At 26.0% G+C, this 14,840-nt stretch carries 13 protein-coding genes; 10 read left to right on the forward strand and 3 right to left on the reverse strand.

What is annotated here, in order from left to right; translation table 4 throughout:
• Positions 1-5: 5 nt before the first annotated feature.
• Entirely contained in the window at positions 6-281 is a 276-nt protein-coding gene (locus AAHM76_RS01205) for a transposase (protein ID WP_342256314.1), read from the reverse strand.
• Positions 282-652: 371 nt separating this feature from the next.
• On the opposite strand from AAHM76_RS01205, the gene AAHM76_RS01210 reads away from it, so the two are divergent.
• From AAHM76_RS01210 to AAHM76_RS01250, 9 genes are all read left to right on the forward strand, one after another.
• Entirely contained in the window at positions 653-1,588 is a 936-nt protein-coding gene (locus AAHM76_RS01210; protein WP_342256315.1) for an alpha/beta fold hydrolase, read from the forward strand.
• A 327-nt stretch (positions 1,589-1,915) separates the two neighbouring features.
• The gene (locus AAHM76_RS01215; RefSeq protein ID WP_342256316.1) at positions 1,916-2,587 is read left to right on the forward strand and encodes a hypothetical protein; all 672 of its coding nucleotides are present in this window, start codon (positions 1,916-1,918) and stop codon (positions 2,585-2,587) included.
• A gap of 75 nt (positions 2,588-2,662) precedes the next feature.
• Positions 2,663-4,855 (forward strand): hypothetical protein, encoded by a 2,193-nt coding sequence (locus tag AAHM76_RS01220; protein ID WP_342256317.1) that lies wholly within the window; start codon positions 2,663-2,665, stop codon positions 4,853-4,855.
• A gap of 22 nt (positions 4,856-4,877) precedes the next feature.
• A complete protein-coding gene (locus tag AAHM76_RS01225; protein ID WP_342256318.1) occupies positions 4,878-9,242 on the forward strand; it encodes an ABC transporter permease in 4,365 nt (1,454 codons plus the stop codon).
• Positions 9,243-10,227: 985 nt separating this feature from the next.
• Positions 10,228-10,506 carry a transposase gene (locus AAHM76_RS01230; RefSeq protein WP_342256319.1) on the forward strand — a complete coding sequence of 93 codons (279 nt, stop codon included), beginning with the start codon at positions 10,228-10,230 and terminating at the stop codon, positions 10,504-10,506.
• A 255-nt stretch (positions 10,507-10,761) separates the two neighbouring features.
• Positions 10,762-10,911, forward strand: coding sequence for an IS1/IS1595 family N-terminal zinc-binding domain-containing protein (locus tag AAHM76_RS08305; RefSeq protein ID WP_425289445.1), 150 nt, complete (start codon positions 10,762-10,764; stop codon positions 10,909-10,911).
• On the forward strand, positions 10,890-11,267 hold the full coding sequence (locus AAHM76_RS01240) for a hypothetical protein (RefSeq protein ID WP_342256320.1): 378 nt from the start codon (positions 10,890-10,892) through the stop codon (positions 11,265-11,267). Before AAHM76_RS08305 ends, AAHM76_RS01240 begins: the two co-directional genes overlap by 22 nt.
• 60 nt (positions 11,268-11,327) lie before the next feature.
• On the forward strand, positions 11,328-11,588 hold the full coding sequence (locus tag AAHM76_RS01245) for a hypothetical protein (protein WP_342256321.1): 261 nt from the start codon (positions 11,328-11,330) through the stop codon (positions 11,586-11,588).
• A 131-nt stretch (positions 11,589-11,719) separates the two neighbouring features.
• The gene (locus AAHM76_RS01250; RefSeq protein ID WP_342256322.1) at positions 11,720-11,914 is read left to right on the forward strand and encodes a hypothetical protein; all 195 of its coding nucleotides are present in this window, start codon (positions 11,720-11,722) and stop codon (positions 11,912-11,914) included.
• On the opposite strand, the gene AAHM76_RS01255 is transcribed toward AAHM76_RS01250, so the two are convergent.
• Together AAHM76_RS01255 and AAHM76_RS01260 are read right to left on the reverse strand one after the other, a co-directional pair.
• Positions 11,907-13,015, reverse strand: a protein-coding gene (locus AAHM76_RS01255) for an IS3 family transposase (RefSeq protein ID WP_425289435.1) whose coding sequence is annotated in 2 segments (ribosomal slippage) — positions 11,907-12,760 and positions 12,760-13,015 — 1,110 coding nt in all. Because the reading frame shifts where the segments join, the coding sequence is not laid out codon by codon here. The genes AAHM76_RS01250 and AAHM76_RS01255 overlap by 8 nt on opposite strands.
• 165 nt (positions 13,016-13,180) lie before the next feature.
• Complete coding sequence (locus tag AAHM76_RS01260; protein WP_342256324.1) at positions 13,181-13,456, reverse strand: hypothetical protein; 276 nt, start codon at positions 13,454-13,456, stop codon at positions 13,181-13,183.
• Between the two features lie 371 nt (positions 13,457-13,827).
• Between AAHM76_RS01260 and AAHM76_RS01265 the strand changes: the two genes are divergently transcribed.
• Positions 13,828-14,763, forward strand: a complete 936-nt coding sequence (locus tag AAHM76_RS01265) for an alpha/beta fold hydrolase (protein ID WP_342256325.1) — start codon at positions 13,828-13,830, stop codon at positions 14,761-14,763.
• The last annotated feature ends 77 nt before the right edge of the window (positions 14,764-14,840 follow it).

The following is a 14,840-nucleotide window of genomic DNA, read 5'->3' on the forward strand; positions in this document are numbered from 1 at the left end:
GATTGCTATTTTTTGCCGATTATCAGTGTTGCTTGCTTTAAAATGTCATTTTCCATTTCTAATTGTTTAACTTTTTTACGTAATTGAATTAATTCGTTTTCTTCTGGCGTTCTATTGTCTTTAGCTTTAAATGAGCCCGAGTTGCTAAATTGGTGAGCTCATTTCCAAACAGTAGATTTACCAATTTGATAATCATTGACTAATTGTTCAGTAGTTTGACCCATTTTGTAAAGACCAACAATTTGTTGCTTAAATTCATCAGTATAATGATTCTTTGCCATAATTACACCTCCATTGTAGTTTAATTATAAATATTTACTCTACATTATTGTTGTCCAATTTATCTTAACCCATCCAGTCAATTCATAATTTTATAGATTATTTTTTAACTAAAAATTATATTTTTAAAAGAAGTTGAATTTTTTATAAATTTTGTTATCATTTAGTCATAAGCGAAACCTAATTTGTTTCTAATTACTTAATTTTATTAAAAACCTAAGAATAATGAATACTACCACATTTTTAGAGTGAGGATTGAGTTATTCAAATGTTTATGGAAATTTATTGTATAATTTATTTATACATTAATTAGGAAGGATAATATTGTAAGAGTAAAAAACTACTTTTATGTTAAATTGAAGGGATGATGAAAATGAAATTTAGAGAATGGAAACATACCTTACGGGATGGCATTGAATTACATATGTATGAATGGAAACCTGATAATGATAAAAACATTAAGGGGATTGTTCAGCTAGTTCATGGTAGTGCAGAGCATGCTTTTCGTTATGATGATTTTGCCAAATTTTTAGTAGCAAATGATTATGTTGTCATTGCTGAAGACCATCGTGGGCATGGGAAAACAGCTCTGTCTTCCGAAGATCTTGGTTTTTTCGCTGAAGAAGAAGGGTGAGAAAAAATTATTGATGACTTATATGAAGTAACAACTTATATTAAAAAAAGTTATCCAAACCAACCAATTGTAATGTTTGGTCATTCAATGGGTTCTTTTATGATACGTCATTATGCAATAAAATATGGCACAAATATTGCAGCATTAGTTATTTGCGGGACAGCACATTACTCAAAACAATTGTTAAAATTTTCAGTTAAAATGGCTAAAATTGAACAAAAAATGAAAGGATCAAAATCAAAGGATAATTTTATTTATAAATTTTCTTATGCACCATTAAATGCTCGTTATAAAAAAGAGGGTAATTTAGGAACTGAATGATTATCAACAGATAAAACAGTTCAAGAAGCTTTTGTAAATGACCCATTAACAGGGCAAGTTTTTTCAACAAGTGCTTTTAAAGATATGTTTACAGGATTGTTGTTTATTACAAATAAGAAAAATATTAAAAATACACCAGATAACTTGCCATTACTATTTATTGCAGGCGCTGATGATCCGGTTGGAAAATATGGAAAGATGGTTATGAAGACTGTTGATTTATATAAAAAGGCAGGAAAAAAAGTTAAAGTCAAATTATATCCAAATGCTCGTCATGAGATTTTGAATGAGCCAATTAAAAAAGAGATTTATCAAGATATTTTAAATTTTTATAATAAGAGTCTTTTTGTTTAAATAAAAGCAACTTATTTTTTTAAAAAACAAGAGTTAGTATCTTGTTTTTTCTATTTTTTTGCTTTAATATAGTTAGTAAGCAATGAGGAGAGAAAAATGAATTTATTACACGAATGATCAAGTTTTAATATCCTAAATTCAATTTCATTTTTCTTTAATCCGTTATTGGAACGTATTGCAATAATTTTTCTTACTAATTTTCTTTTATTCTATCTTGTTTTAAAGATTGTAAAATATTTTTTTACTATTCGCGCTAGAAAAAATGAAATAAAATCTTTAGCGACAAGATATTTCTTTAGTGCAACTTTTGCTATTAGTGAGTTTATTGTGCTTTTAATTTTACAAATTATTCTTTTACAAATTTATGCAAGTAAAAGAGATACCAGTATTTATCTTAGCATTGTTTTAGTTTTACAATTTTTTATTGCAATTATTGTCTTAATAAATAAACAATTTTTAAACTATACTTTAAAATTAGTTATGTTAGTTTTGTTATCATTGTTGTTTTCATTTTTAATAACAAAACAATTGTGAAATTGTTTTTATTATATTAATAATAATCATATTTTAGCATTATGATTAATAAAAAATATTTCAATTATTTTTATTATTACATTTTTTTATTTATTTGATTTAAAAACAACATTTTTACATGATTTTGCTTTCCGAATTTTAACTTTCTTAATTTTAATTAGTAATTTTGAAAATGGCTCAGCAGACTTAAAAATTTTAGATCGTTCATTGTTTTTTAAAATTATTTTAAAAATAATTAAAGTTTTATGTTTATTAGATTTATTTTTCTTAATAAAAACTGCCAAGAAAACAATGAAAAATTTATGACAAATTAATGATGATAATTCAATTCAACTTGTTACACTTTTATTATTGTTAAATAATATTCGTTTTTTTAATATCAGTGAAAAAAATGGTTTAGAAAATTTACCAAATAAATTCTTAAGAAATGAAATTAATGGTTGAAGAGGGATTCTTCAAGAATAAAATAAGAATTAATTTATTTTACTAATTCAATGATTTAGTTATTTATTAATTATAAAAAGAAAAGAGATAATAATAATGCGAAAGTTACTTAATATTTTAGCAGCAGCAACTTTAGTAGCAACGCCAGCTCTTACTGCCAGTTGTAAAACTAAGACAAAATCAGTAGAAGATAAATATAAAGATTCATTAGTTGAAAATTTACCTAATGAACCATTAAAATCAAAAATTTTACAAACAACATTACTTACAAAACTAACAATTGCGAATCGACATGAAAATTTAAATACATATACACCTTCAATTTTACAAATGTTAATGCGACTACCTGGTTCATATAAAGATAAAGATGGTAATATTGTTGATATTGATTACTATCGTGGTAAATATTTAAATAAAAATGATGGGATGCCATTAACAACTTTATCATCAAATTATGATTATATGAATTTATTAGATAATGAATTATATAATACAGAAAAACAAACTAAGAAAAAAATTCCTGATTATTCTGATGAAGATCCTTTACCAACAATTCCTAATTTAGCAGAAAATAGTAATATGTTAAATTATTGATTTGATGGAGGACCAATGTCAAGTTATTCAACTGCAAAGGAAATTTTACCAACTAAATGTGATGATAAAAGAATTAATCAAAACATTATTGATGCATGTAATAAAGCAATGTTTGAGATGCCGCGCGCAACTTATTTTTATAATTTAAATATGGATTATAATCCGATGGCAACAAAAGATATTAAATTTGATACGAGTACAAATCAAAACCTCCTTATTAATAATCAAAAATTTGCGACAGGAGGACCATTTAAAACGGCCCAAAAATCAGAAGAACAAAATAAATTAGCAATAATTTTACAGTTAATTTCAATGGCGGATATGTTTACAGACCGTTCGCAATCAAAAGCATATATTAATCAATTGAACAAATTTTTATCTTTATCAAAAGATAGTGATGTAACATTTATGGGAAGTATTTTAGGAGCTATTTATTATCAGATTTTTGCTTCTCCTAAATTACCTAATGACCCAACAAAAGAGAATGAAAATTATATTTTTGCAAAATTTGGGGTAACAAAAGCGTTGCAACTTTTAGGTAAAGATAGTAGTGAAAGACAAGCAATTCAGCAAAAAATTGATGATTTTTTCGCTAAACAATCACAAGTTTTTAGTGATTTATTAGCAGTAAAACCAATGAAACCGGAACTAGACTTAGCTAATCCAGAAGATCAATATAAAAATCGCGATGCAATGTGAAATGGTAAAACACCAAACTTAAAATTAGCTGATTTATTGTTTAAAAAAGATGATTCAACAAAATCTTTAGCTGAATTATTTACTGATTTTGGTGAATATCTTGATGATTTATATACTAAAGCAGATTTAGAACACCAAGAAGAAGCAAATAATTCAATTAGTAGTTTTTTAACACTTGCTGCTAATAAAGTTACTACTGGATTTAAAGTAGTATTACAATCAATGTCAAAAATGATGTTATCAAAATTAGAAGGCGGCTTAGGAACCTTAAGCGTTAATGATATTAATCGTTTTGTTGTTGCCTTATCAAAAGGAATTTTACAAAGTGCTAATGCGTTAACGGAAGTTAACAAGTTACCATGATCAGAAGCAAGTGACCAAGAACAAAATCAAACAAAAATTTCACAATTATTAACAGGCAGTGATGACCCATCGACACCAGCAAAAGATTCATTTATGGATTTAGAATTTACATGGTTTAATGATAGTACGCAACCAGTAAGGGCATTATTAAACAAATTATATTTTGATCCAAATTCAGAAACACGAAAAGATTTATTAGCAATTAATAATGCTTTATATGACTATTCAAATACTTTATTATTAGGAGCAAATTGAAATATTAGCAATGGTAAATTAGAAGAAAATAAATTATCGTATGACATTGAATACCAAGGAACAGGTGATGCTGATGTTGCTGCTAATTTAGATTTACATCAAAAATGATATGTTTCAAAAGCAAACATTAAGACTTATCAAGATTTAAATGCAGCTTATTTAAATGCATTAGGTAATCATGATTTAGATTGATTTATGAAATATGATGGTCTAGGAAATAATTACCAAAAAGTGCATTATAAATATAAAGTAACTTGAATGAATATTAATCCTGGTGATGATAGTCATCAATATTGAGTAATTTATAATATTCAATGATTTGCAAAAGACAGTAGCGGGCAATGAAAACGTTATTATGATGCAATTGAAAATGATTAAAAATGGAATATAAGGGCTAAACATGAAAAAAATATTGTTAATGAAGCAAGGAATTTTAGGAATAATTAAAGCAAAAGAGCAATTCATTTCATTGCTTCTTTTGATTTTTATTTGTTCAATTATTACTTCTTGTCTATTTACAACGGTCACTAGTTTACAATCAGCAAATCGACAAATGGGTTATGGTAGTTTTGAATATAATTATTCATTTCATTGTTCGGCGATGGATTTTGAAAATTCAAATATGCAAACAATTACTCCAAGTTTTGCTTTTGATACAGAATATGTTTTAGTAGAAAACAATGATAATAAATTAACATATCCAAAAATTACAATTGGTGCAGCAGCGACAGATGTTTTTACTGTATTAAAACCATCTGATATTAATTTTAAATTAACTAATGGTAAAATTACTAATTTAACATTAAATTTAACATTACGAACAACTGCGCCAAATTATCAAAACTCATTAATAGCAAAATTACGAGCAATGGGTTATAATGCTTTAGCTGACCAATATTTTAAACTATTTTATACAACGCAAATATATAAAAACTTTTTAGGAATTATTACTGACTATATTAATACTAGTTTTTTAAAAAAGCAAAGTAATGCAACAAATGAAAAAATTAAAGTAAGCATTGCTAATTTTATTAATGGAAAAGCAAATTCCGAACAGCAAGCAATTGAACGATGAGATTATAATTTAAAAACAGTTGATAATGATTTTAATAAATTTGATATTCCTGATATTACTTTAACGTTGGGAAAACAAGATAATAAAACAGTGGTAACTAATATTTTAGAAAATACTTTATTTGAAAAAGGGCTTCGTGGTAGTTTTGGAGTTGCTACTCGTTTTTATGTAATTGATACAAGTGGAAACAAGGAAACACGAATTCAGTATTTAGCACAATCACCGTGGCAATATATTGATAAATTAAATCAAACAGGGATTAATGAAGCCAGAATGGTTATTGGTGACTTATTTAATAAAGTTACTTTTTTTGGTAATTATAGTGAACGAAGTTCTTTTCTTAATTTTGTACAAACTTATTACACAATGTTGGGAGTTGTTAGCAATTTTGATATTGCAATTCGGCAAGAAGTTACAACTTGAGATATTGCTAATAATTTAAAATATAAAGTAATTGGTTGACATGATTTATTAAAAGAAGAACAATTAAAGCTTTTTGATAAAGTTAATGAGTGGCCAGGACCATCATTAAATGAATCAATAATTAGCAATTATTATGCTGTTGTTAGTCCTAATTATCTAAAAGTACATCATAAAAATTTGCATGATAATATACAAATTGGCGAACGAACATTTACAATTGGAGCAACTGGTGGTGATACTTTAAATATTTATCCAACTATTTATGAAACTGATTTTATTCCTGATTTTAAAACGGATGTTGTCATTTATCTATCGTCTTATGGAATGTCTTTATTAGCAGAAGATAATAATAAAGGTTTAATTAGTTTAAAGGATAATTCACGAGTATTCTTAAAAAGTTTAACAAATAAACCAACCAAAAATTTAGCAATTTTTAAAAAATATTATGCAAATAATCCTAATCAATTAGATTTTTATGTTCAAATGCTAACCAAAAATTCAACGCCACAGGGCAATGATTCTTCAATTGGTGCTTTTGAACCAAAAGAAGTAACAAGTTCATTAACGCGGCGCTATGATTTATTAGCAAAAACAATTAATGTTTACATTTATATTGGTTTATTCTTCATTATTATTTTTGCCATAACATTATTTGCTGTTTCATATATTATTATTAAAGAAATGATTAAACGTGAGTCACCACAAATTGGAATGTTAAAAGCTGCTGGCTATTATTTACGTGAAATTGTACTTTCCTATTGAAGCATTTTAATGGTTAGTATTTTAATTGCAGTACCAACCGGTTGGTTAGTTGGAATTACCGCCCAATTATTCGTCGTAAAATTATTTAATATGTTTTTTATAATCAATTGAAGTTTTACTTGAAACTGAATGATTTTTCTTTTCCTAATTGGTTTTTTTGTTATTTTCTTATCATTAATTACTTTTATTACTTGTTATTTTTCAATTAATAAAACAGAAGTTTTAAGTTTAATTCATCCAATGCGTGAGTTAAAAGTTAATAATAGTTTAGCCCGTACTGTACGTAGTTTTCATTTTAAAACTTTTGTGGGTCGTTTCCGGATGGTTGTTTTATCAACATCACTAAAACAAGCATTTACTTATTTAGGAATTTTTGCCTTAGTGACATTTACTTTGACTGTCTCATTATTAGCGCCAGTCTATGCAAAAAATTTTAATACAAATTATTATAAAAACATTAAATATGGTAGTGAAGTTAAATACAGTAATGTCATAAGTAATAATCCGTTTTCTTATTATAAAACTTATGCATGAAATGGGATTGATAATGTTCCTAATACAACTGATCCAATTGAACAAGATTTATATCCCATTGGCGGGATGACACCACTAGCAAATTACTATAGTATTGATGGGGGGGCGACAATTAAACCATTAAAAGCGGTGAAACAAGAGCCGACTGTAGCTGGGATCTTAAAATATATGTTATCTTATAATTTTGTTACTTTATCAGGGACTAATTTATCATTAGGAATTTTTAATTATTTAAATAATTTAGTAAAAAATTATTCGACTGGCGATAGTGTTAGAGCTTTAGTATCAGGAATTTTATATACCGTATTACCAAAAGCATTAGGAATTGGGGCAATTCCATACCCACCATTTACTGACAAGGAAGATTATCCTGCATTATGAAGAACATGTTTTAGTAAAGCGACAAATGGAATTATCCCAGCTGCAGTTAAAGAAGATTGAAATAAAAATCCGGATAGAGCAAATCATTTTGCATTGGGAATTGGAACAATGAGTTATAATCCAACAACTGATGATGTTTTTACTAGTTTTGATGGAACGTATAATAATAAGCAATTTCCTGTTTATGGAATTAATCCAAATACAAAAATGTTAAAATTATCATCCGCTGAGCGTGCTATTTTAGCAAATAATGATAGTAAAGTAATTAACGCAATTTCTAATGTCACTGCATTACATCGTTTAAATCTTAATGTTGGGGAAGAAATTGAATTAACTCCCGAAGTAACAACATTGCAATATAATACTGGTCAGCATGAATGAACAGAATTTACTAACAATAATACAGATTTAAAATATCAAAACTGAAAATATAATTTAAGTGGTAACGCTGTTGGATGAAATGTAAATAATTATCAAAGTTTGTATTCATTAGATAAAAGTTATTTTACTTATAATACAAGTTCACAAACAAAATATTATGTTACTGATGATCGGAAGAGTGAATATCATAATTTAAATAATGTTGAATTATGGATTCCAAGGAATTCGACGATTGAAGCAATTTGAAGTAAAAAAACAATTACATTGAGTAATGGTCTTCAACGGATTTTATTAAAAGAATTAACAGTTGACGGAAATAAAATTATTCGAAAAGAACGAATTGATAATAAAGAGTACTGAGTTATTAAACCATATGATTTTAGTTTTGGCGGAGCATATAGTGGCGATTTTATTGATGGAATTCCAACAACATGATACCAAGCTGCTGTTGATAATAATTTTATTAAAGCAGCACCATCTTTAACACAAAAGCCAGTTAAAGTTAAAATTGCTAAAAGCATCGCAACTTATGATACACCACGCCTGTTTATTAGTATCAATAATGCTAATCAAATTAATTCATTTCCAATAAATAACATTGATAATAATTTAAATATAATGCAATGATACAATGGAAAATATACAACCGAATTACAACCATCTGATCAAATTAATCATTATTCGTTATCATCAACAAATGGTGATTTATCATTAAATAATTTCGCGGCTTCTTATAATTCATCTGTTTTGACAGCTGATTATGTTGGTATTAAAGCCAAAATTATGAGTCGGGTTATTATCGTTGCCTTATCAGTTGCTTTAATTTTTATTGTCATTATCATTATGGTTTCTGTTATTACAATATATTTTGCAATTGATCTCTTTATTAAAAAGTTTATTAAAATTATTGCAACAATGAAAGTGCAAGGTTATAGTCGTTGAGAAATTAATAATTTAACATTAGGAATTTTTATTCCCTTTGCTGTTGTTGGCTGATTACTGGGATATTTTATCACTTGAGGTTTAGCATGGACAATTACCCAGCGGATTTTAATGTTCTTTAATTTCTATGTTCCAATTGGAACAGGACTAATTACATTACCAATTATCTTAGGAGGAATTATTATTTTATATGTTATCTCGTACTTTATTTCAATGAAAAAAATTAATCAATTAAATATTCAAGAAATTGTTATGATGGAAAGTTAACAGTATTTAATAAAACTATGGTTCTAAACCATAGTTTTATTTTAATTCATTAATAGGTTTTAAAAACAGTAATTTATAATGATAAATTATATTTAGATTTTTGGTAGTAATAAAAAAGTTGAGGTTTTACAAAAATATAAATAAAGTAATTAAATATAAATTAAAGTAATCGCTTATCATAGCGATTTTTTTATTTGCATTATTCATCAGATAATATCTTTAAAATTAAAAATTAACCTATTTTCCCTAAAAATTAGTTAATATTTATAATTTCCTTTCTGTGATTTATTATATTTTTTTCGGTTTAACAACTAATAATATCATTTTTAATAAAGGTACTATCTGATGAATAATGCAATATAAAACTTAATATTTTGATGCTTAAAGATGGATAACTCATCTATGACACGAAGCCTTAAAGAAAGTGCGAAAGCGATTGGATTTACTATCCTATTTATTTCTTTAATTCTCGACAAGATTAATCACTTGTGAAATGTCAGAGCGCGTGTTTTTTGGCTTGTTTTCATAAAAAGAGTGCTGTTAAACCGAAAAAAACAATATCGGACACTAAAAAAACAAGATAGTTGGAGCTCCAAAAGGTTATTTTCTTTATATAAAGTTGTCTAGGGATGGATGAAGCGTAATTAATAACTGGGTAAATTTGTTTTACTTCCGTTGGGGGATAAACTCTGTTTAAATATAGAATTTTAGTATCGCCATACACCTCACTTTGGAGGTGAGTGGTGGCGAATTAAGCTAATTAAATCAAAATATAAATATTCTTACTAAATATCAAAATATTAACCAACAAAGGGATTTTCTGTTTATTTAAAAAAATAAAAAGAAAGGTGGAATGGCAACACTTTTTAGGACACTTTTTATATGGACATTTGTTTTCTAAAAGTGGATAGGCTCCAATTATTAGGACCATAATTATATAGACTTCAAAATTAGATAAAATTATTAAGAAAGAAGGAATATAAAAATGGGAAATAAAACTTCATACTCTGAAGAATTTAAAAAACAAATTGTCATGCTATATAAAAATGGTAAAAGTGTTATTAATCTAGGGCAAGAATATAATTTACCAAAACCAACTATTTATAGTTGAGTTAAAAATTATAATAATTCTGGTTCATTTAAAGCAAAAGACAATCGCACACTAGAAGAAAATGAAATAATAACTTTACGAAAAGAACTTAAAGACTTGAAAATGGAAAATGACATTTTAAAGCAAGCCGCACTGATAATGGCCAAAAAATAACAATAATTAATAACAACAAAACAAAATATCTTTAATTTTGTAGAAAACTCTTGATATTTATAAAATATACCTAAAATTAGGTATATTTTTAATATAAGAGGTGAATAATTAATGGAAAAAATAATTGAAGAATTAATAAATAGTTTAACAGATGATCAATTTTTATAATTTCATGAAAAAGTCAAAAAAGAAGCAGAATTAATTAAAAAACAAAAACGCTTAAATGAAATTGATCAAAAATTTAGGGATAAAGGTATTAAATGTCCTAATTGTCAATCTTTTTATTGTGTTAAAAATGGTCATAATCCTGAAGGAAAACAAAAATATTTATGCAAAAAATGTCGTCGTGCTAGTTTTGATGCTTTTCGTGATCATTTTACGTATTGAAGTCATTTAAATTATTAAATTATGAACAGTGAAATTTATTGATTCAAATTTCATTATTAGGGCAATCTAGTAAAATGATTTCCCACTTTATTAAAACATCACCGAAAACCGCTTGATATAATCGCCAAAAAATAATGAAATCAAAACAATTAGAAAACACCCAATTAAAATTTAAAACGTTGAATGGCCAAATTCAAATCGATGAAACATTTATTAAAGAAATCCACAAAGGTAATTTTAAAGATAAATTTGATAAAAGAAAAATTCATCTTGATTCATTTTCAACCAACACTAAATGTTGTATTCAAATGGCTGTTGATAGCAATAATAATATTTATGTTAAATCAACCAACACAAAACGATTACAAAAATAGTGAATTATTGAAAATATTAATAAACAATTAATCAAAGAAAATTCAATTATTATTTCTGACATGCAACCATTATATTTATTAGTAGCAAAACAAACAAATTATATTTTATTAGCAACTAAAACTAGTACAAATCCTGATGCTAGTTATCGGAAGTTAAATAAAATTAGTAAATTACAATCAAATCTTAAAGAATCCTTAATTCATTATCATGGCTTATGTTTCACAAACATTCAAAATTATTTAAATCTCTGAAAATGAAAATACCAGCATAAAGGTTTAACACCAAACCAACAATCATCGGTATTATATTTTAACGTATAAAAAAGTTAAATAACAATATTAAAAGTTTATATAATTTTCTTTTAAAGTTATCATATTGATGATTTTTTTTATTTCATCAAGAGTTTTCTACAAAATTAAAAAAATATTCAGTAAGAAAAATATGTAAGATTTTGGGTTTATTAAAATCAACGTATTATTATCAAACTAATAAATGTATTAACAAGCAAGTTAATAATTATGAACAAGAAATTATCAGTGCCTTTAATAAAACTCGCAAAATTTATGGGGCTCGCAAAATTAAAGTTATTTTAAACAGAAAAGATATCATTGGAATGGCAACACTTTTTAGGACACTTTTTATATAGACATTTGTTTTCTAAAAGTAACTGGAGATAAATAATTTAAACTGCCATGAATTCGAATATTGTTATATCAATGCACAAAATAAAAAAGTTCGTATTTTAATTGTGTTAAATTTTTAAATTTTTTACCTTTAATAAATTCAGTTTTAAAAATTTTGTAAGTTGTTTCAGCCACAGCATTATCATAAGGGCAGCCTTTATTGCTTAATGATCTTTTAATATTAAAAGTTATTAAAATTTCATCAATGATTTTATTTTTAAACTCATTACCACGATCAGTATGAAATAGAGTTATTTGATTTAATGGTCGTGTTATTTTATGAAAAGCTTGTTGGACCAGTTCGGCCGTTTTATTCGGACAAGCACTATAACCAATTATTTCACGATTAAACAAGTCAATTAATAAACAAATATAATGTCATTTAGCGCCAACTTGAACATATGTTAAATCACTAACAATAACTTCATTAGGTTTTTTGTTGTTAAATTGACGATTTAAAATATTATTAATTTGGTCATTATTGACTGTTGTTTTATGATTATGATATTTTAATTTGGTGTATTTAGAAACCAAATTATTTTTGATTATAAAGAATCTGATTTTTCGCCGCGATAAGATGATATCTTTTCTGTTTAAAATAACTTTAATTTTGCGAGCCCCATAAATTTTGCGGCTTTTATTAAAGGCACTGATAATTTCTTGTTCATAATTATTAACTTGCTTGTTAATACATTTATTAGTTTGATAATAATACGTTGATTTTAATAAACCCAAAATATTACATATTTTTCTTACTGAATATTTTGTTTTGTTATTAATTATTGTTATTTTTTGGCCATTATCAGTGCGGCCTGCTTTAAAATGTCATTTTCCATTTTCAAGTCTTTAAGTTCTTTTCGTAAAGTTATTATTTCATTTTCTTCTAGTGTGCGATTGTCTTTTACTTTAAATGAACCAGAATTATTATAATTTTTAACTCAACTATAAATAGTTGGTTTTGGTAAATTATATTCTTGCCCTAGATTAATAACACTTTTACCATTTTTATATAGCATGACAATTTGTTTTTTAAATTCTTCAGAGTATGAAGTTTTATTTCCCATTTTTATATTCCTTCTTTCTTAATAATTTTATCTAATTTTGAAGTCTATATAATTATGGTCCTAATAATTATAGCCTATCCAGATAGTAATATGTTGATCTAGCAAATTTCAATGTTTTACATAAATTAATAATTGGATATTTTGCTTTGTTATTTTTAATGATTGCTATTTTTTGTCGATTATCAGTGTTGCTTGCTTTAAAATGTCATTTTCCATTTCTAATTGTTTAACTTTTTTACGTAATTGAATTAATTCGTTTTCTTCTGGCGTTCTATTGTCTTTAGCTTTAAATGAGCCCGAGTTGCTAAATTGGTGAGCTCATTTCCAAACAGTAGATTTACCAATTTGATAATCATTGACTAATTGTTCAGGAGTTTGACCCATTTTGTAAGGACCAACAATTTGTTGCTTAAATTCATCAGTATAATGATTCTTTGCCATAATTACACCTCCATTGTAGTTTAATTATAAATATTTACTCTACATTATTGTTGTCCAATTTATCTTAACCCATCCAGTCAATTCATAATTTTATAGATTATTTTTTAACTAAAAATTATATTTTTAAAAGAAGTTGAATTTTTTATAAATTTTGTTATCATTTAGTCATAAGCGAAACCTAATTTGTTTCTAATTACTTAATTTTATTAAAAACCTAAGAATAATGAATACTGCCACATTTTTAGAGTGAGGATTGAGTTATTCAAATGTTTATGGAAATTTATTGTATAATTTATTTATACATTAATTAGGAAGGATAATATTGTAAGAGTAAAAAACTACTTTTATGTTAAATTGAAGGGATGATGAAAATGAAATTTAGAGAATGGAAACATACCTTACGGGATGGCATTGAATTACATATGTATGAATGGAAACCTGATAATGATAAAAACATTAAGGGGATTGTTCAGCTAGTTCATGGTAGTGCAGAGCATGCTTTTCGTTATGATGATTTTGCCAAATTTTTAGTAGCAAATGATTATGTTGTCATTGCCGAAGACCATCGTGGGCATGGGAAAACAGCTCCGTCTTCCGAAGATCTTGGTTTTTTCGCTGAAGAAGAAGGGTGAGAAAAAATTATTGATGACTTATATGAAGTAACAACTTATATTAAAAAAAGTTATACAAACCAACCAATTGTAATGTTTGGTCATTCAATGGGTTCTTTTATGATACGTCATTATGCAATAAAATATGGCACAAATATTGCAGCATTAGTTATTTGTGGGACAGCACATTACTCAAAACAATTGTTAAAATTTTCAGTTAAAATGGCTAAAATTAAACAAAAAATGAAAGGATCAAAATCAAAGGATAATTTTATTTATAAATTTTCTTATGCACCATTAAATGCTCGTTATAAAAAAGAGGGTAATTTAGGAACTGAATGATTATCAACAGATAAAACAGTTCAAGAAGCTTTTGTAAATGACCCATTAACAGGGCAAGTTTTTTCAACAAGTGCTTTTAAAGATATGTTTACAGGATTGTTGTTTATTACAAATAAGAAAAATATTAAAAATACACCAGATAACTTGCCATTACTATTTATTGCAGGCGCTGATGATCCGGTTGGAAAATATGGAAAGATGGTTATGAAGACTGTTGATTTATATAAAAAGGCAGGAAAAAAAGTTAAAGTCAAATTATATCCAAATGCTCGTCATGAGATTTTGAATGAGCCAATTAAAAAAGAGATTTATCAAGATATTTTAAATTTTTATAATAAGAGTCTTTTTGTTTAAATAAAAGCAACTTATTTTTTTAAAAAACAAGAGTTAGTATCTTGTTTTTTCTATTTTTTTGCTTTAATATAGTTAGT

The sequence above is a fragment of the Spiroplasma endosymbiont of Poecilobothrus nobilitatus genome (assembly GCF_964030655.1).
Classification (GTDB): domain Bacteria; phylum Bacillota_I; class Bacilli_A; order Mycoplasmatales; family Mycoplasmataceae; genus Spiroplasma.